Here is a 20,602-nt window from a genome sequence, read left to right as displayed (position 1 = left end):
CGCCCAATCTATGTAATTGGGCGCTGATTGCATTCTATTTTGTATTGGTAAACCCACCGTCAATACGGATGACTTCCCCATTTATGTACTCCGCTTTAGAAGTCAATAAGAAAGTGACCAGTTCTGCCACTTCTTCCGGCGTACCGAGCCTTTTTTGTGGAATTCCGCGTGTTGCGTTCGCTTTCATTTCCGGATTTGCTTCATAAAAAGCTTTTACCATCGGGGTTTCCGTCGGGCCTGGTGCAATGGCATTCACACGCAGCCCATCCTTTGCATACTCAGCCACCAAACTTTTCGTTAAACCTACAATCCCATGTTTCGTCGCAGAATATGTTACAACAGAATCCTGGCCGATGACGCCTGCACTTGAAGAAGTATTGACAATGGATCCGCCGCCGTTTTTCACCATGACTTCACTAACATAACGGGCTCCGTAAAGCGCTCCCAATAAATTGATGCCGACAATTTGATTGATTTCTTCAATCGTCGAATCAAGAAAAAATTTTCCGCTCCCTGAAATGCCGGCATTGTTAAAGAAGTAATCAATTGTGCCAAACCGGTCTACAGTTTGATCCACATAGTTTTTCACTTCTTCCGGCTTTGAAACATCTGCCTTCACAAAAAAAAGGAAGCAACCCCTAATGCCTTTGCTTGCTTTACTGTTGCATTTCCGCCTTCTTCTTGAATGTCCACCACCGCAATATGGATCCCTTCTTTTGCCAGCCTTAAGGCAACGGCTTGTCCTAAACCGCTTCCGCCGCCTGTTACAATCGCCACTTTGTTCATATAAACATCCTCCTTGGTTTGAAGTTCTTCCCCATTATAATACTTCACAGCGGCAAATGGAAATTTTTGTATTCCCTTTCAAACAGGAATGTTTTTTAAAACGTTTGCGATCCCAAAAAGGGGCTGTCCCAAAAGTCGTTAAACGGCTGATGGGAGCCCCTTGTAAGCATGATACAGTTGGCTGTTTAGGATCATTCATTTGAGCCACTATTCACACAAGCGTTTCATGAAATTCAGGATCATCAGTGCATGAGCCAAATAGAGGGGTTTTTGGGACATCATATGCCCCATTCCCGCTTATGACTGGCGAACCGATTGTGTTTCCGGGCGGGCAGCGAATGCTTCATTTGGATGGAACTCTTTTTCCCATTTGGAAACAACAATACTGGCAAGGCAGTGGCCCGGTGTATTGCAAGCCGTGCGTGCCATATCCAGCACCCGGTCAATCCCGGCAATAATAGCCACACCTTCAGCAGGCAGTCCGACGGCTGTTGCCGTAGCCAGAAGCACAACGAGGGAACCCATTGGAACAGCTGCAATGCCTTTTGAAGTCGCGATCAAAACGCCATGACAATCAGCTGCTGTTCAAGGCTCATCGGTATACCGAATGCCTGGGCAATAAAAATAGAAGCAACTGACAGGTACAATGTGGAGCCGTCGCAATTTAACGATAGCCCGGCAGGAATAACGAACGAGACAACACGTTTGGAACATCCGAATTTTTCCATCCGCTCCATAAGCTGCGGAAGGACTGTTTCTGTGCTTGTCGTTGAAAAAGTGATCAGAAATAAGTCCCAAACCATCCGGAATACTTTAAAATAAGGAATTTTGAACATCCAGGCAATCAGCGGGAACAGGCCGAATATGACGATGGCCAGTCCAAGATAGACAACCCCGATCAGTTTGGCCATCGGAATGAAAAGACTGATGCCAAACTGGCCGACGGAAGACGCCATCAGGGCAAAAACACCGATCGGCGCGGTAACCATGACCATCTGTGTCAATTTAAACATCACCTTCGAAACCGATTCCATAAATTTCAATGCCGGCTCGGCTGCTTTCCCGATTGCACCGGCTGCCACCCCGAATAGAATGGCAAAGAAAATAACAGCCAGTAAATTATTTTGGTCCATTGCATTCACAATATTGTTTGGAATGATGTTGACAATCATCGTTTTAAAATCAACCACTGTGGACGCGTTTGCTTTTACTTGTGAAATATCTGTTTTGGCCAGATGCGATAAATCCACTCCAACACCGGGTTTTAAGAGATTCACAAGCAGCAGGCCGATGCCCAAAATAAGCGTCGTAACCAGCTCAAACCAAATGACCGTCTTCAGCCCCAACGAACCCATCTTTTTCATATTCCCGTTTCCGCCGGAAGCCCCCACGACAATTGTTGTAAACACAATCGGAATGACAATCATTTTGATCAGGTGAATAAACATATCCCCGACCGGCCTCAACTTCGTCCCGAAATCAGGGAAAATTGCCCCTATTATGGCCCCTAAAATCAAGCCAATCATAACTTGAAAAGCAAAAAATTTTTTCATCTGATGCCCTCCCTCCAATGATAAATGAACCCAGATTACGAAAGTAAAATAGTAATTTAAACCTGAAATATTCATAGCTACAAATCCCATTTGATAAATTTTGTTAAATTAGTTGAAAATAACGGTATTTAATTAAGAACCGTAGCCAATTCATAAAATAACTGAATTTTCAATAGAACAACTCTGGTATTTTGGGCATACTTGCCCCTTGACTGAAAAATTTATTTTTTCAGTTATGAGAAGTATTCTATTGGTCATTCCAATTGTAGCTTTTGAATTCGATTCAGTACATCCCAAAAGAAATTTTGATACACAAAACTCGATGATAGTTTGAAGTAAAGGGATCTGCCTGATTTCACGACTTTACTTGCCGCTTTAATTAACCGAGTACGTATCGTATCAATTTGCATAGTTTTTTGACCTTCCGGAAAACAAAGAGTTCGTAACCAATTGGTCAAATTATATGCAAGAAGTGTTAACATCATTTTTACTTCGTTCACTAGAAAAGCGTGGCTATTCATATGATCAAAGTAAAAGCCATTTTTTGCTTCTTTGATATAGTTTTCCATCGTCCCTCTTTTTTGATAAGCTCGGACGATATCTTGAGGAAAAGCTAATTCAAAGTTAGTAACAAAAAAGGAATGGGTAAAGAACAGCTCACCTGCAGGGAGGTAATTGCGATGTTACAGACTCCTTGTAGCCCAAGGGTTTGAAAAAAGGATAAAAAAATTTTCCCCCTAAAAAGAGGGGGAAACAAGCAAAAATGATAAAAAAATAAGGAGTGGACAAAAATTCCACCCCACTGAAACAAAAACAGGTGAACCCGTTTCCCCAGTAGGTTAAAATAGTTTTAGGACTAACATCTTAACACTGGGAGTTAACACTGGGAGGTTCACCTGTATGGCTATTATACCACAAATGAGTCTGTTTACATGGAAAGAAATTGAGATTCTTGGAGATTTAGACCGTCTTCGCCTTGTACTGGACTACATGCCTGATGAAGCGTTCATGCAAAGCCTTGAAAAGAAAAGGGGGAAGGGCCGTAATGACTACCCCGTTCGTGCCATGTGGAATTCTATCTTGGCAGGCATTGTATTTCAACATGAAAGCATTGAGAAATTACGCCGTGAACTCTCCCGTAATGGCCAATTAAGGGAGATGTGTGGCTTTGAAGGGCAGGTTCCAACTTCATATGCCTATACGCGCTTTCTAAAATCCCTAATCCGTGACGAAGAAATGATGGATAAAATGTTTGAGACTTTGGTAGAACAGCTCCTGGAACGGTTGCCGGATTTTGGTAAACGCTTGGCAATCGACAGCAAGGCGATCTCATCGTTTTCTAAACATCCGAACAAGCATGAAACCGAGGATGGCCGCCGGGATCTGGATGCAAATCATAGCCAGAAGGTTTACAGTGGTGTGACAAAAGAAGGCAACCCATGGCAAAAAGTTGTGAAATGGTTTGGCTACAAACTGCATCTGGTGGTGGATGCAACCTACGAGTTACCGGTAACATTCAAGGTTACAAAAGCGTCTGAGTCAGACATTACGGAAGGGCATAAACTCTTAGAGCAAATGGAAGAAAAGCAGCCAAAGCTTCTGAAAACAGCGGAAACGATGGCGGGAGACCGGGGTTATGATGACACGAAGCTGATTACGAAACTCTGGGATACGTATAAGATTAAGCCCATCATTGATATTCGCAATATGTGGAAAGACCCCGACAAAACACGATTACTCCCGGGAAAGGAAAACGTCGTTTATAACTACAAAGGAACCGTATCCTGCGTATGCCCTGAAACAGGTAAACAACGGGAAATGTGCAACGGGGGATTTGAGAAAGACCGCCAGAAACTAAAAAAACTTTGCCCGGCGAAACAAATGGGAGTGACATGTGAAGGCAAGGCTCAATGCCCCGTGGCACAAGGGCTCCGTATCTCATTATCTGAAGACAGGCGTATTTTTACACCCATTGATCGATCGAGCTATAAGTGGAAAAAAGAATACAACAGACGTACAGCTGTAGAGCGCGTGAACAGCCGGCTTGATACTTCTTTCGGCTTTGAACTTCATACAATTCGGGGAATGGCTAAAATGAAGCTGCGTTGTGGACTGGCACTCTGTGTCATGTTAGCCATGGCCTTAGGCCGGATCAAAGAGAACCAGGCTGAAAAAATGAGAAGCCTCGTTTCTTAACTTATCCACATAAAGGAAATCAATTTCAAAAAAAGCGCTTGTGGATCATTGGATTCGTGCGCCTTTTTTTAGATACATTTCTATATTTTTTCAACAATTATCTGATAACAGTACATTTTTTAAGCGTGTAAAATTGACTTTATAGTGAAAATGGGCATATATTTATCTGACAATATTATATTTCTGGTGGTGTTCTATTTGCATTGAAAGAAAAATTGTTAACATCGCAAAAAGCTCGCAGGACGTACCGATTGAATAATCACCCTTCTTGGTTTTGACCATGATTTTGCTTGGTAAATCGTTTCTTCATAATAGGTTTCCGTCTTGGAAACATCTAAAGGTGCGGAAGAAGGATGGTATTCCTTCGCTAAACTTTGTAGTTGTGAATTCGATTTCAACCGAATAATATACAAAACAGATTCTTCTTCACACAGATCGTATAATCCCGGAACAGCAAACCCGCTATCTCCACGAAGAAACAGGGTAGTTTCCGGAAACATTTCGTTATAATGTTTAATGAGAGGCCGAATAAATTCCACCACACCATTTGATGTATAAACATTTCCGGGACGGAGTTGTGCTTTCAAAAAGTCACCAGTCGCACCATCAAAGGCGACTAATGGATGAAAACCCATCGTGCCATAATGAGTATTATATGACGAAGATTCTTGGTCCCCATATGTATCCGAATGAGTCGAATCCAAGTCGATAAATAACTCTTTCGATTGTCGAAAACAATGAATCTTATCAAGCATTTCTTGGTTAGCCAGATTTAATTGTTCAATTGAATCTTTATCAAATCGTGTATAAAAGCGAGACAAACTGGGCTGGGAAGCAAGTGTTGGAGTTTCAATGATTTCCTTAAACACAGGATCATGAGTCAACTGATCAGCCGCATCATCTTCCGCATACCCGGCAATGAGTTGATAGACTTTTTGACGTAACAAGTTTTCATTTGAATGAAGATAATATTTCCTTGAATCGTTAAGTCTCAAGTACTTAACTAAAGTCTTTGAAAAACCAATTTTTTCATCGAATTCTCTAAAAAGAAACTCACCTGTATCGGAGGAAAGAGAACCTCCATCATTTGACAATTTAATTTTATGATTGAAATCAAGTGTTTTTTGCGTTAAAGTAACCATATAAAGAGTCCTTTCTGTTTGGTTTTTGTTTTGGTTACTTTAACTTTAACAGAAATGGATTCTTTTTTCATTTTTTTAATGAATTACAATAAAGCCGAAAAGGCTTGGTAATCCATAAGTTATAATAAGTTTCTGAATTTCTGTGAATAATTCAGGTTAAAATAAAAAAGTGCCCCATCCTTTGGTATAATTGATTTTGAGAAAAAAACAATAACCAAGAAAGGGGGCACCTTTAAGGTGAATTATATCATTCCTGTCTCAAGAATTAAATATGAATTCAATTTAAAGAATAGTACAAAATTTAGTGGCATCCTCCCATTTCTGCAATTTCTGGAACGAATGAAAATCCAGCAGACTTTCCGGGGGTTTGATTGCTTAAAGAAAGACAATGCCAAATTTCCTCTAAGTAAAATATTTGTATATCTGATTGCGGGCTGGATGGCAGATTGCTCCCGTATGTTTCATTTTCAATCACTCCAGAATGACCCTTTGATTCGTGCTTTCTTAGGAGGAAAATGCCCGCATTATACGCTTTTAAGCAAGGATCTATTAAGGTTGGAGAAAATCGAGGATGCTGCCATAGAATTCAAAGAACGGGTGATGGACATCATCGAACCATGGCTGGATTCCGATCTCATTCTTGACTTTGATTCAAGTGTCGAAACGGTTTATGGAAACCAGGAGGGAGCGAAAATCGGGGTGAACCCCCATAAGCCGGGCAGAAAAAGCTACCACCCCCTTCTCGTTTTTGAAGGAAAATCCCATCTTTGCTTAAACGGTGTGCTAAGACCGGGAAACGTCCATTCAGCTGACAACGGAATTGAATTTGCCGAGGAAACCTATCGATTGCTTTCCGCTCAGTACCTTATCCGGTACTCCCGTTTTGACAAGGGATTTGGCGGAGAAAAGTTTTACAGTTATTGGGAGCAGCAGAAGATTAACTACGCCGGCAAACTGAAATGGACATCAAGATTGAAAAAGTATGTTGAAAACGACAATTCTCCGTGGATCCGGTATGTTGATGATGAGCTGATTGTTATAGAGGGAAAAACAGTCTACTACCAAGCAACTTCCTGGGAAAAGCCAAGAAGAGTTGCGGTCATCCGAAAAGCTGACAAGTATGAGGAAGACCAGCTTCAATTGTTTGATTTTCTCTGGGATTATGAAGCCATTGTGACAACGATGGACTGGGAACCTATGGATATTTGGAGATTTTACAATCAGAGAGCCTGTCTGGAAAACTATATCAAAGAGTCTAAATATGGTTTTTCGATGGACAAGATTCCAACAGATTCTTTCGGGGCAAATCATATGGATCTTCTGATTAAATTACTGGCGTACAATTTATTCGAGATCTTTAAAAAGGACCATTGCCCGGCTGCGTTCAGGTCCTATACCATCAGGCGGTTTCGAAGAGAGTTTATTTATTCGGCCGGCGTGCTGACGTCTCACAGCCGGAGGGTCTCATTGAACATTTGTGAGACATATGCCCACAAATGGGCATTCCGGAAAATGATTCAAAGTGTGCGCATGATTGATTGAGAGACAGGAACTGAATACTGGAAATTAAAAAGCCCGCAAAGGTGGGGAGGGGGAAAGTATACCTTCAACCACCTGAAATTATAGATTTGGATTCCATATTTTACATTTACTTCCACGTGTGTGGATTTTAGCTATCAAATCGCTGCACTTTCGTAATTTGGGATTATATTTATACTAAATGAATTAGATGTGGCACTAGAGATATTGAAAGGAAAAAACGTTATGAGGAAACTGCAAAAAGGCGATAAGATTGGTATTTTTACACCATCTTCTCCAGCTTCCGTTACAGCAAAAGTTAGATATGAGCGTGGAAAAGCATTTCTTGAGTCAAAAGGCTTTCAAATAGTGGAGGGGAGTTTAACAAATCAGATTGAAGGTTATCGTTCAGGAACACCTAAAGCAAGAGCTGAAGAATTAAATGAATTGTTACGAGATCCCTCAATCAAAATGATTATGTCAATGATTGGCGGAACCAATTCAAATAGTCTACTTCCTTATATTGACTACGAAGCGTTCCGCACAAATCCCAAACTCGTTGTTGGTTATTCTGATGCTACAGCAATCTTACTGGCTTTGTATGCGAAGACAGGTATACCTACATATTATGGACCAGCGTTAGTACCTTCCTTTGGGGAATTTGAACCTTTAGTCAATATGACATACCAATTTTTTGAATCTTATTTTTGTGAAGAACAGGAATTACCATATAAAATCCCAATGGCTGAGTTTTGGTCGGATGAACCTGTTAACTGGTTAGAAAAAACACGAGAAAAAACCTTTTATTCAAATGAATGGCTTGGGTTTAATGACGGAATTGCAGAAGGACGGTTAGTGGGCGGCAATAATAACGCAATGTATGGCTTCATTGGGACTGGATACTTTCCAACAATTCATAAAGGCGATATTTTATTAATCGAGGATAGTATGAAAAATGCCTCGATCGTGGAAAAGAATTTTGCGATGTTGAAACTGCATGGTATTTTTGAAAAAATTGCGGCGATTATACTTGGAAAATATGAGCGTTTTGATGATTTAGGGACAGGGAGAAGACCAATTGACCTTTTACTGGAACAACTGGATGGAAAAAACATTCCAATATTGGCTGAAGTTGATATGTGTCATACACATCCCATGCACCCTATTGCAATCGGCAAAAAAGTCCGGATAGATACTAAAATGAAAACGATTTGGTGTATAGAAGATTGGATATAGTTCTTTGCTCTGCTTCAGCAGAAGAACATGCCTATATCTGGATTACTGTCAGCCCAACTCAATAGCAAGATACACACAATCAAGCTGCATCCAACATGTATCCGGCTTTTTAAGCCTAAATAGGGCTTGCTGAATAAGCAAAAATTCCAGATTTGACAAGGATTTTGGCTACTTTTGTCGAATATAAAGTGTAAGGATTTCAAAGGAAACACGTAAAAAACCTTGCACTTGGAGGCTGTTACGATGTACAAAAAGACCGAACATCAATTAACTTTTGTAGATGATTTTTTTCTACCATTCGGTGGGAAATTAAATAAGAGCCTCTGCCAAAATAAAAATATACCCTTGAGCGAGGCTCTGGAAAATTAATTATCCCGATTTTTTTGCCTTTTCATCCAGATTTTCAATTCACATCCAGATTTTCAATTCAATAGAAGTAAAACGGTCATTTTTCTTCAAAAAAAGGGCATACGTATCCCGCCTTCACAAAATGGTTTTTTTTCACTACCCTTTGTGGAAAGAAAACGTTCATTTAAGTTATTCACATACCCACCTGTGAATAACTTAATTTGCTCTTTGCAGCCGATTGCGTGTCCATCCACAATTGGCCTTTCCTGTCTGATGGTACGCCATATTTGCCATGATGTGCATAGATATCATGCATCGATCTACATGAGCTTCAATTGCCTGTTTCCCACGCTTGTGAACACGACGGAGACTGTATCCGTCTTTTAAAATGCCAAAGATTCTTTCGATGATCGTCCTGGCACTATATAACACTTCAAATGTGCGACCATGTTGAGGCAACTCGACATCTACTTGAGGCGTTTGATCAAAGTCCATCCTAAATACTCTTCCTTGTGCTGCCCCATTACAACATTCCGCGTGATTCGCTAGCGGGCAGGTGAGACCTTCTTGCTTGGCATTTGGATGAAATACAGGACAAGTGTAAATATATTGCCCCTTTTCCCGATCAGATCCTCTAAGTTCCATTTTATGTCCACTGATACAGATGGGAGTGCCGTACCGGTTGATTTTTTCAATCCCTCGGGCGGTAGTTGGTTTATCTTTACGGTTCCGTGGATTGATCGGTGCCACCAATTTCGCCTGTAATACATCCTTTGTCACTTTTTGATTTTCCGGCGTTTGGTAGATTCCATCTGCCAGGATAAAGCTCAACTGCTCAGCCATCTCGGGGTGCTCTGTCTTAAACGTTTCCAATGTCGGTTCTAATGTTTTCCCATCGGGTGTATTTCCTTTAAATACTTCCCGCGTCAAAGGCAAACCGGATCTCACCCCGCATACCATTGATAATTTATGCGCAATATAGGAGACTGCATTACTTTTACGCATTACCCCTACATTGTCGTCCGTAAGGACTTTAGGGCAATCGCAATTACCCTCACAAGAACACGTCTTCCTTGTTTTATTCAAGGTTGCTTCTGCCTCTATATGCGATGTATCCACGGCGGCTGCTTCCTCATTCGTTTCAACCACGCCTTCCCCTTTATGATATTCAACAACCAATAGCCGGGCTTTTTCCCAAAGACCATTTGTTGTCATGATTTGATCAAAACGAGCAAAGGAACGATAGCTCGGAATTTTCTCCGTAAATCCACACATGGTGGCAAATAGCGGGTTTGATTTCACTTGCAAATAGACACTCTCCACCATCACTTCAATATACTGTAAAGAGGCCAGTTCAAAAGCACGAAAAAAGGGCATGAAAGGATGCGGTTTTCTCCCAGTGGAAGGGAGATGAAATAATGAAGACGCAGACTTGTCTTCTTCCTCCGTTATTGAAAATAGTGCCGGTTGTATTTCATTAGAAGGATCATGTGCTCTTTCATTTTTTAGGTGCAAATATAAAAGGGTGTAGTATTCTCGTTCAATCGGCTTAAAAATCTCTCATGGGAAACACATGGCTGGAATGACAAATGGTATATCGGCATAGACTTGCCAATTGTGGGGAATCAAATTCAGCTCTGAGGAGTAAAAATTTTTCGTGATAATTTAACTATCCCCCCCCAAAAATGCGGCTAAATATGTAATAATTTAAATAATTAGAGCTTGCTGGACGAATATTTTGGCATGGCTTAGTGACAAGTCGAATACAAGCTAAAATTTGATTCGTTCAGCAAGCCCTAACTAGTGTCGTTCTTTTACCTATAGATTTGTAGCTTTTTATGTATTCATAAACTCCGTCTCTAATATTTAATAATTCATGCGTATCGTAAGCCGATTCAGCAAATATATAACGAATAAGCCCATTTTTTTCTGCTTCTACTGCAAAATAACAAGGATATGGAGCAGAATCATCAAGTAACGAGTTTCGAAAATCAGAATAGGTGGTAATCATCCATTCCTTTAGAATACCTTTTTCCATTCCCTCTTTGATTTTTTCTTGATCCAAAAGTGAACTAATTTTAATCATTAAGCTTCCCCCCTTTTTTACCAACCGTGTGTATGGTGATAATAATAAGATAATGCCAATTATTGAAAAATTTATATTATTTTACAATATTTTTGTGTTTTTGACAATTTTTTCAACATTGCAGCCTAATAATGGTGGGTGCGCGCAGGAGATGTATGCCTTCGAGACTAGCAAACTGAAATAAGATTTGCGATCAGATTCGTAGAAATAAAAAAGAATAGCTACAAGCTATTCGGAGTAAAATTTTTGGACTGTCATTTTGTACAGTCCGAATTTTTATTTATCCTGAAACACGCTAAAATGTTTCAAGACATTTTGAGTTTCTTCTTCTGTGATCCCGATATAACGGAGAGTAACAGAAGGATGAGAATGGTTCAAAATCTCTTGCAACATGGCAATATCCTTCGTGGCTTTATAAAACCAATAGCCAAATGTTTTTCTGAGCGTATGATTACCAACATGCTCTACTCCGGCAAAATCAGCCGCCTTTTTCAGCTGGCGATAAGCCTGTGTCGGTGTAATCGGCCGGTTTCCTTTCCTGGATGGAAAGAGCCACTCACTGTCTAATCCAGCTTCGTATTCATACACTTCCTCAAAACAATGGCCAATATAAATATCGCGGATTTTTTGGGTTTTTCCTTCTTTTACTCGTAAAACCTTCTCTTTTTTGTTTTTCAGCCTCAGAATCGCTTCAGTTTTGATTTTAAGCAGGTCTCCAACCCGTAGGCCTGTTTCGTTTCACACCCTAACACAAATAAAATGTAATCTCGGGGCAAACAGTGGCGTTTTAACGCCCATTTCATATCGTCTAATTGCTGCTGACTACGGATTGGCTGCACATTTTTTGGTGTCGTCATCTTTTCTCCTTCCCTTTAAAAATCAACGATTTGAATGTACGATTTTGTAGGATGTCTCAATCCTATCGAAGAAAAAGGGAAAAGACAAGAGAATAAGCGAAAATGAATGTATGTTTTTATACAAATTCATACATTGAACGAAATAAAAAGACCACCTTAGGTAAGATGGTCTTTTTCCTTGTTATTCATCATTCTTTAACCTTCAATAACCTTAAACTGTTTAGCGTTACAAGTAATGTTGCTCCCATATCGGAAAATATCGCTATCCAAAGCGTTAACCAACCGGGGATTACTAACAACAATGCTACTAATTTAATTGCTAAAGAGAATGTAATGTTTTGTTTGATGATAGATAAAGCCTTACGACTTAATTTGATGGTATATGGCAATTTACTTAAATCATCAGACATTAACGCAATATCAGCTGTTTCTAATGCTGTATCGGTTCCAGCTCCTCCCATCGCAACACCAACAGTTGAAGCTGCAAGAGCAGGTGCATCGTTCACACCATCACCGACCATTGCGACACCTTGATTTTTCCCTCGAAGTTCTTTAATGAAATTTAATTTATCTTCTGGTAGCAAATCGGCCTTAATATCAGAAACACCTACTTCTTTTCCGACGACTTCTGCTGTTCTTTTGTTATCACCTGTAAGCATAACAGTTTTTTCAATTCCAATTTGATGAAGTTTACGGATCACGGATTTCGATGATTCTCTTATTTCATCAGCAACAGCAATAAACGAAAGAATTTCTTTTTCCGTTCCTAACACTATCACCGTTTTCCCTTGTGTTTGCATCTTTTCAATTTTTTGTTTTTTATCGTTTTCGATACTACCGTGCAATTCTTCAAAAAGAGTTGAACTTCCTACATAATACATTTCATTATTTACTTTCGCTTTTACGCCTTTACCTGTAATGGATTGAAACTCTTCAACCGAAACTCCATTAATATTCAATCCATTTTCTTCTGCTTTTCTTATAATGGCTGTACCAAGTGGATGCTGGGAACCCTTTTCGATGGCAGCTGTAATCGTCATCAACTCATTTTCATTTCCACCAAATGTCACAATATCTGTAACCGCTGGAATACCTTTTGTAAGTGTACCTGTTTTATCAAAAGCAATAACCTTTAAGTGACCTGCTTCTTCTAAATGAATCCCACCTTTAATTAAAACACCGTTTCTTGCCGCATTTCCTATGGCAGTAACTACTGCAACTGGAGTTGAAACAACTAAGGCACAAGGGCAACCAACCACTAATACAGCTAATCCTTCATATATCCAGTAACTCCAATCTCCTCCGAATAATAACGGTGGAATAATCGCAATTAATGTAGCCAAAATGATGATAGCTGGTGTGTAATATTTTGCAAATTTATCAACAAATGCTTGAGAAGGTGCTTTCTCTGCTTGAGCTTCTTCTACTAAATGAATAATTTTCGATAATGTGTTATCTTCAACCCGTTTGGTTACTTTTACTTCTAATAATCCTTCTTCATTTAATGTGCCAGCATAGACCTCATCATCAATGGTTTTGGTTACTGGAACACTTTCTCCAGTGATAGCAGCCTCATTTAATGTGGATGTACCCTTTATAACTATTCCGTCCATCGCTAATTTTTGCCCAGGCTTGACGATCATAATATCACCGATTTGAATATCCTCCACGTGAACCATTATTTCTTCATTTTCACGGCGAATTAACGCTTCTTTTGGAGCGATATCCATCAACATTCCAATCGATTGACGAGCTTTATCCATTGAATAACGCTCTAAGGCTTCGCTAATGGCGAAAAGGATCACAACGGTTGCTCCTTCACCCCATTGTCCAATCAACGCGGCTCCTATTATGGCGATCGTCATGAGCGTATCCATATCGAATTTAAATTTACTTAAATTTCTAAGGCCTTCAATAAATAAGGAATATCCACCTATTAAAATCGATGCAGCATATCCAATCGTAGGGATAATATTATTTTCACCAAATTGCCTTCCTAGAAACCAACTAATAATGAGCAATGCAGCCGAAATATAAACCTTAATATTTTCTTTTTCCTTCCAAAAAGGCTTATACTCTATCCTTTGTTCTTTTTCATCCTGAATCTTTAAATTCTCAAAGGCCCCTGCTTTTTCTAATTCTTCAATCGTTGTTTCACCATAAACTGTAATTTTGGATGCTCCAAAATTTACTTTTGCGTCCTTTACACCTTCTAAATTTTTCACGTTATTTTCAAATTTGGCTGCACAATTTGTACAAGATAATCCTTGAACGCGATAGGTTTTCATTTCTTGTTCAGATGGTAAGGTTTGTTGATTAGACATTCACTTTCACTTCTTTCTTATGGGCTAAAGCAATCGTGATTAATTGTTTAATATGTTCATCTTCCAGTGAATAAAATGCCATTTTTCCTTCTTTTCGATATTTCACTATTCCTTGTTTATGAAGAGTCCGTAAATGATGAGAAGCTGTTGCGACAGAAGAACCAATAATGTTGGCAACATCACACACACACAATTCGTCATCCTGACAAAGTGAAAAAACGATTTTTGTTCTGTTTTCATCTGCAATGGCTTTAAATAATAGGGCAACACTACTTATATCGTGTTTAGCTAATTCGCCTTGTATTCGATTCACTTTTTCTTCGTCATAACAATAAATTTCGCAAGTGTCTTTGGTGCTCATTAATGTCACCTCTTTATATTCAAATGTTCATTTGAATATATTGTACCCCCTTTCCTTTTGATAGTCAAACATTTATTTGAATGATAGGGATATTTCATTCTGTTAAAAAGTTTCGGAACAGTATATAGTGATGAGATTACGGGGATATATTAGTGGACTAAATGTGGGACAAGCGTGGACTATTTGTGGGATTTTAGTGGGCTAAACGTGGGATTTTAATGGGATATTTGTGGGCGAATCGTCTTTTTTTTGTACCCATCGTTTTATCAGGCACTGCCTGATCCCACACCTTCGGTGGGGGCAAAAATTCCTTATGCTCTTGCATTTTTCTACCACGATAAAATAGCAGATATTTCAGAATATTTTTATTGATTTCGTGATACAATTGTAATCGTGTATAATACGGATACGATCTTCAAGGGGGATCGGCTTTAGGCAGAATAATCCACCCGTGGCCTATAAACTCAAGGGTGGATTATTTTTTTTGGTTAAAAGACAGTATTGAAACAGAGGCCAAGGGCAGCATACCGATTCACTGTTTCCCTGCCAACCTAACTGCTTCACGTTTAAACTGTTCAAAAGAAATCTCTCCTGCTGCTTTTGCAATGACTAGATCCTCAATTTCTTTTGTTACTTTTAAGCCTTCGATTTCAAGTGAAGCTTTTACAGACGAAAATTTCTTTTGTAATGTCTCCTTTGAATATTTCATGAATCTTCGCTCCTTTCTACCCATTGAGCAAGAATCAACAATTTCTGTAATAGTAGCAGATTCCCAAAACTCGACGGCAAAATTATAGATTTGGATTCCATATTTTACATTTACTTCCACGTGTATGGATTTTAGCTATCAAATCGCTGCACTTTCGTAATTTGGGATAATATCTATTGTTATTGTCGCTACAGCATTAGTACAAACGGTTGTAGAAATCAATCAAACTCCAGGACAAGAGCCTGGCCAGGAGATACCAATGGATCATTCTCAACATCATCAATAAATTAGATAATATAAAACAAAGAGAACTATATTCACCGATTTTTACTGAAAATTTATATAGGGCTTGCTGAATAAGCAAAAATTCCAGATTTGACAAGGATTTTGGCTACTTTTGTCGAATATAAAGTGTAAGGATTTCAAAGGAAACACGTAAAAAACCTTGCTGTTTATTGCAAAATTAAAGTGCAGAGATGTGCAAAATTTCTATGCAAATGGTTATGCAGAGGGGCTTTACATGGAGGGGTAGCCATGATAACCTGTTTGGGTTTGCCAAATCTGTTACAGCTGGCCGCTTGGCAAAAGAATCATGGCTGCAGAGGCTCCATGTCAAGCCCTTAATAGCGAGAATTCAGATTGAATTTTTATGCGGTATAAACGAATTTATATACTGCAATACTCTGCACTTTTTTCTTGCAAAAAACACTTACTCTTAAATCCTCCTGTAATTATGGAAGGGAAGAGCTCGTTTGCATCTAACTTTTTATACAAATCAGATAATCTTATATCCTCAGTTCTTAGTTTAAAAATTCTCCCATCAGAAAGCCGTTTAAATGATGAAAGAGAACCATGTAAATGGTGAAGCCGTATTCTTCTATAATCAAAATCATTTAAAGTCTGCTGTGGATCAAAGTTAAACTTATCATGACCATCTGGAGTTTTACCACGTTTAACATGAAAATCTGTAAATTCATCAGTTCCAACAGTTCTTAGTAAAATAGTTTCTAATAATAAGTCAAAATTCAAAGTAAATAAATCAATTTCATCATTACCTTGAAGCTCTGCTTGTAACCAATTGATGAATCCTGATAGTCTATCACCTATTTGTTCCCAGTGTACATTTCCATCTATAATTTCAACTATTGAAGAAGTATAAGAAATGATTATTTCCTTTATTTTAGTTAGATGACTCTGTAATTCTTCAACGTCAAGGCCTTCCGATTCTAGATATTTTTTACCTTCTTCCTCATTTATTAAAAAATTCACATAGCTATCTAGTGCATCATGAACTTGCTCTATACTTGCGATAGCCTCTTCAAAATCAACTTGAATATACTCATCCTTTTGAATTCTTTCCATGTGATGCTGAATAAACTTTTGATGTTCTGGGGTTAATTTATTGTAAAAAGTCTGAGTAATATTTTGTAATGCAAATGCTCTATTTAAACCAACATATAAGCCATTACCAGTTAAAACAACTTTTTTCAATTAGAACACTCTCCTCATAATGTAATCTAAAAATTCATGATTAAATGACGGAAAAAAGGCAGTTCCATAATTAGTTAATATACATCGGAACTGCCTTCTGTTGTTTTATCTAGTTGTTTTATACCGAGTAGTTCACTTCTATAAGTCTTTAACTACTTCTTCATCCAATATTGCCTTTCTCTTTTCCCAATCGGGCATTAGAGAATACAGCATTTTATAAAAATTGTCGCTATGGTCGTTGTATTTAAAATGAATCAACTCATGCAGTACAACATAATCGATACAGTATTTTGGAGCTTTTATCAACTCAGTGTTTAATAAGATTGTTTTTTTATCTGTTAAAGCTGATCCCCATCGTGCTTTCATTGAACGCAAATCAATATTTGGCTTTTCGACTCCATATTTTTGAACCAATGGAAACATTTTATCAAGGGATTCATTGAATGTTTTTTGAGCTTTTTCACGATACCATTCATCAATTAGTTTGGCTTTACGATTAACATTTTCTGTATTTGTAACGTAAAGATAGATAAACCCCCGAAAATATTTCACCTTCTCTTCCTCTTCTTGCATGACCCGTAAGCGATATTGCTTTCCTAAATACTTAAAGGTTTCGCCGCTTACATATTCTCTTTCACTTTGCCTATATGGCTGAACATCTTTAAATGTCTTGACATTCTTTAATATCCATGCGCCCTTTGTTTTAACAAAATCACAAATAAAGTCTAGCGGCACTCTGTCATTTGCAGTGACTTCAATCGTCATATCCGGTTTGATATTAAGGTTTACATTTTTTACTTTTTTACGTTTCACTACGAAATCAATGATTTTATTGGCGTACTCGATTTGATGTTTTTCCATGGCTGTTTCGTCCTCAGTAACGTCTTAAAGCAACCGTTTTAATTTGCTCAATGATTTTATCAATCGTATCAAAGTCGATATCCAAATTATGCTTTTCTTTAAAATCAAAGAGTAGATCATCCAACTCTTGGGCAATTCGATTATGAATCTCTACATTATCATGCCAATCGACTTTTTGGTGTTCTTGAATGATTTCATCTATTTTTAAGGCTAAATCTCCGAGAGTATTCGTGTCATAACTTGCGGCAGTTTCTGTTGTTTCACTCAAAATATCTTTCGTTACGCCGTAAAAGGCCTGTGCATTCCGGTTTTCTTTTATTATTTCAGGATATCTTTCTGATGATTCACCCCGACGATAATCATTCATGATGTCCTTCATTCGGTTTAAATACTCTGCTTCCGAAATGCGTTTATCTTTGTATTCTTGAATAGCCTCTTGTATGCGCTCAGAAAACTTTTTATAGTAGGATGGATTTTCATCCCACTTTGCATGAACGCTCTTCATTAAACGAGTACGAATTGCATCCGCTTTGGCTCTCTTTGACTGTAAACGCTCCAACTCCTCTTCAAAAGCTTTTGCGTTTAAAATATCTACAGGATTCGTAATGCGGATAACTTCCTCGGCAGCGATATAGTTATCCATTAATTTCTGCATTTTCGCTTCATACTCTTTATGGTCAATGGTATCCGAATAACGCAGCTTCACACTTTTCCGCAAATCTTGGAAAAACTTGAAATCCTTTTTGTACTTTTGAAGTTCTTCAGGTGGTAAAGTATTATAGATTTTCTCCGATTCTAACGCAATCCCAAGGTTTCTGCCAAAATTGCTTAAAACGCCATAAAACTCTTCTCTGCGCTCCTCGTCCTCCAACCATACTTCATACTCTTCTCTATCGTTCTTGTTCTTGATTGGTGCAAAAATTTGCCATAAATCGGAATAATATTGCCGTAATGATCCGATTATGCTTATCACATCGTAAATGGCTCCTTTTAAATCTTCAGGATCGAAGTTTTCCAACCCTGCTCCAGAATACATCTGCATCGCTTCATCCAATTTGTCCAACAGACCACGGTAATCAATGATTAATCCATAATCTTTTCCTTCATAAAGACGATTGACCCGGGCTATGGCTTGTAACAGTGTATGTTCTTTCATTGGCTTATCGACATAAAGCACCGTCGCTCTTGGCGCATCGAAACCTGTCAGCAATTTGTCCACGACAATCAGCAAATCCAGTTCGTCGCCATTTACGAATTCATCTTTGATCGCATCCTCATATTTTTCAGGCGTTCCGTAGCGATCCATCATTCTTTTCCAAAACCGCTGAACTTTGTCTTTCGATTCCTGATCGACTGCTTCATGTCCTTCCCGTTGATCAGGAGGGGATATGACAACGGCACAATTCAAATCACTAAGTTCCTCGAAAGCCTCAAGATAGCGGATCGCTTCAATTTTACTATTGGTGGCCAACATCGCTTTGAATTGGCTTCCCTGTGTTTTATAGTTTTCTACAAAATGTTTGTTAATATCTTCCGCAATTAAATAAATTCTCTGTTCCGAAGAAGCAAGTTTTTCATATTTACTCCATCTTTGCTTTACTTCCTCTTTTTGCTTGTCATTCAAATTGCGTGTAATCATTTCTAAACGATGATCGATCGCCTTTTGATTCACCGATTGTTCCACCATTTTTCCTTCATATAAAAGGGGAACGATCGCTTTATCCCGAACACCATCGGCAATTGTGTATTTATGAATGAGTTTGCCGAATTTGATCAATGTGTTCTTTTCTTTTTTCATTAATGGTGTCCCCGTAAAGCCGAGATAACAAGCATTCGGGAATACTTTCTTCATTTTTAGATGAAGCTCGCCATATTGTGTACGATGTGATTCATCCACTAAAACAAAGATATCCCTTGATTCAATTGGCTTTTGTTTGGAAGACGCCGTACCAAACTTATGAACTAAGGTCGTAACAATATCAGAATGGTTATCATTTATTAAATCTACCAAATGGCTTCCAGAAATTGCACGACTTGCTTTTAATCTTGTATGGCTGAATGTTTTATGTATTTGTTTATCCAATTCAACCCGGTCTGTTACAACAATGACTTTCGGATTGTAACCTCGCAGCTCAGATAAAATATACTTGGCCAACATCACCATCGTTAGTGATTTACCTGAACCTTGTGTGTGCCAAATCACGCCGCTTTGACGATTGCCGTTTTCATCTCGTTCTTCAATCGTTTTTATAATTTCTTTAATGGCAAAGTATTGTTGATAACGGGCTACTTTTTTCACGTCTTTATCAAATAAGGTAAAGAACTGGGTTAACTCTAACAAACGCTCGGGGTGAAACAGTGAAATGATGTTCTTATCTTGCATGGTTGGCAGTCTGCCTTCCATTGTTTTATCCAGCCAGTTCTGCAGCCATTCCTCTTTTTCTTCTTTCCAAACAGACCAAAACTTTTTCGGAGTATTGCATGTTGCGTATTTGGTTTCATTTTTATTCGTGGACATCACAATTTGAATAAACTTAAATAATTGTGGGGCGTAATCTTTCCCCTGATTGCGAATCATTTGACTGATTCCTTGATTCATAGAAATCGACGCTTTTTTACATTCAATGACCGCAAAAGGAATCCCGTTCACAAACAGCACAATATCCGGTCGTACAGTTCCACGCCCATCCATGCGCTCTACTTCAAATTCTTCCACCACATGAAACACATTATTTTCGATGTTATTCCAGTCGATATATTGAATGGTAAAAGATTTTTTTGATCCATCCGGCAAAAACTCCGTATAGCTTCTCCCGTTCATGATGGTCTCATAAATCACTTCATTTGTTTTCACCAATCCATTGGTCAGCGGCTCATCTAAATCACGAATGGCTTGGCGAATATTGGATTCACTAAAGTTATAAATTTGACCTTGATACTCATAAGAATTCAATTCTTTTAGCTTTTCCTCTAAAACGGTTGTCAACAATACATGATGTAGATTTCCTCGTATTCTTTCCGCTTCTTCCGGCGATAGGTATTGATATCCTAGTTTCTGCAACACCTCAATGGCCGGAACCTGGCTTATATAGCGTTCATCATAACTCTTCTCCCTTGACATCCTCACGCCTCCT

At 38.7% G+C, this 20,602-nt stretch carries 11 protein-coding genes and 5 pseudogenes; 3 read left to right on the top strand and 13 right to left on the bottom strand.

Annotated features, from left to right (window positions below):
* Nucleotides 1–34 precede the first annotated feature (34 nt).
* From BCOA_RS26435 to BCOA_RS26425, 3 pseudogenes are all read right to left on the bottom strand, one after another.
* Nucleotides 35–786, bottom strand: a pseudogene (locus tag BCOA_RS26435) (SDR family NAD(P)-dependent oxidoreductase).
* A 297-nt stretch (nucleotides 787–1,083) separates the two neighbouring features.
* Nucleotides 1,084–2,339: pseudogene (locus BCOA_RS26430) on the bottom strand (dicarboxylate/amino acid:cation symporter).
* Between the two features lie 254 nt (nucleotides 2,340–2,593).
* Nucleotides 2,594–3,007 (bottom strand): annotated as a pseudogene (locus BCOA_RS26425) (transposase); the annotation flags it as partial.
* Between the two features lie 232 nt (nucleotides 3,008–3,239).
* Between BCOA_RS26425 and BCOA_RS26420 the strand changes: the two are divergent.
* The gene (locus BCOA_RS26420; RefSeq protein ID WP_014097075.1) at nucleotides 3,240–4,535 is read left to right on the top strand and encodes a transposase; all 1,296 of its coding nucleotides are present in this window, start codon (nucleotides 3,240–3,242) and stop codon (nucleotides 4,533–4,535) included.
* Nucleotides 4,536–4,762: 227 nt separating this feature from the next.
* On the opposite strand, the pseudogene BCOA_RS26415 reads toward BCOA_RS26420, so the two are convergent.
* Nucleotides 4,763–5,677 (bottom strand): annotated as a pseudogene (locus BCOA_RS26415) (IS1380-like element ISBco1 family transposase); the annotation flags it as partial.
* Between the two features lie 237 nt (nucleotides 5,678–5,914).
* Here BCOA_RS26415 and BCOA_RS26410 point away from each other — a divergent pair.
* A complete protein-coding gene (locus BCOA_RS26410) occupies nucleotides 5,915–7,219 on the top strand; it encodes an IS1380-like element ISBco2 family transposase (RefSeq protein ID WP_014097073.1) in 1,305 nt (434 codons plus the stop codon).
* 222 nt (nucleotides 7,220–7,441) lie between these two features.
* The gene (locus BCOA_RS26405; RefSeq protein WP_014097072.1) at nucleotides 7,442–8,431 is read left to right on the top strand and encodes a S66 family peptidase; all 990 of its coding nucleotides are present in this window, start codon (nucleotides 7,442–7,444) and stop codon (nucleotides 8,429–8,431) included.
* A 564-nt stretch (nucleotides 8,432–8,995) separates the two neighbouring features.
* On the opposite strand, the gene BCOA_RS26400 is transcribed toward BCOA_RS26405, so the two are convergent.
* The 9 genes and pseudogenes from BCOA_RS26400 to BCOA_RS26365 all read right to left on the bottom strand — a co-directional run bounded on the left by BCOA_RS26400 (nucleotide 8,996) and on the right by BCOA_RS26365 (nucleotide 20,589).
* Nucleotides 8,996–10,081, bottom strand: coding sequence for a transposase (locus BCOA_RS26400; RefSeq protein ID WP_258435299.1), 1,086 nt, complete (start codon nucleotides 10,079–10,081; stop codon nucleotides 8,996–8,998).
* A 484-nt stretch (nucleotides 10,082–10,565) separates the two neighbouring features.
* Nucleotides 10,566–10,865: a YqcI/YcgG family protein gene (locus BCOA_RS26395; protein WP_014097069.1), complete on the bottom strand. Its 300-nt coding sequence runs from the start codon at nucleotides 10,863–10,865 to the stop codon at nucleotides 10,566–10,568.
* Nucleotides 10,866–11,141: 276 nt separating this feature from the next.
* Nucleotides 11,142–11,722 (bottom strand): annotated as a pseudogene (locus BCOA_RS26390) (tyrosine-type recombinase/integrase).
* A gap of 188 nt (nucleotides 11,723–11,910) precedes the next feature.
* Entirely contained in the window at nucleotides 11,911–14,046 is a 2,136-nt protein-coding gene (locus BCOA_RS26385) for a heavy metal translocating P-type ATPase (RefSeq protein ID WP_014097067.1), read from the bottom strand.
* Complete coding sequence (locus BCOA_RS26380) at nucleotides 14,039–14,407, bottom strand: ArsR/SmtB family transcription factor (RefSeq protein ID WP_013860499.1); 369 nt, start codon at nucleotides 14,405–14,407, stop codon at nucleotides 14,039–14,041. The genes BCOA_RS26385 and BCOA_RS26380 overlap by 8 nt, the downstream gene beginning before the upstream one ends.
* Nucleotides 14,408–14,939: 532 nt before the next feature.
* Nucleotides 14,940–15,116, bottom strand: coding sequence for an antitoxin VbhA family protein (locus BCOA_RS35340; RefSeq protein ID WP_014097066.1), 177 nt, complete (start codon nucleotides 15,114–15,116; stop codon nucleotides 14,940–14,942).
* Nucleotides 15,117–15,782: 666 nt separating this feature from the next.
* Nucleotides 15,783–16,607 (bottom strand): hypothetical protein, encoded by an 825-nt coding sequence (locus tag BCOA_RS26375; protein WP_014097065.1) that lies wholly within the window; start codon nucleotides 16,605–16,607, stop codon nucleotides 15,783–15,785.
* Between the two features lie 138 nt (nucleotides 16,608–16,745).
* Nucleotides 16,746–17,468: a YgjP family zinc-dependent metalloprotease gene (locus tag BCOA_RS26370; RefSeq protein ID WP_014097064.1), complete on the bottom strand. Its 723-nt coding sequence runs from the start codon at nucleotides 17,466–17,468 to the stop codon at nucleotides 16,746–16,748.
* Between the two features lie 13 nt (nucleotides 17,469–17,481).
* The gene (locus BCOA_RS26365) at nucleotides 17,482–20,589 is read right to left on the bottom strand and encodes a type I restriction endonuclease subunit R (protein WP_014097063.1); all 3,108 of its coding nucleotides are present in this window, start codon (nucleotides 20,587–20,589) and stop codon (nucleotides 17,482–17,484) included.
* Nucleotides 20,590–20,602 lie beyond the last annotated feature (13 nt).

The organism is Heyndrickxia coagulans 36D1, from assembly GCF_000169195.2.
Lineage (GTDB): Bacteria > Bacillota > Bacilli > Bacillales > Bacillaceae_C > Weizmannia > Weizmannia faecalis.
Note: the sequence above shows the minus strand (reverse complement) of the source record. Positions and strands in the feature narration are given on the sequence as shown.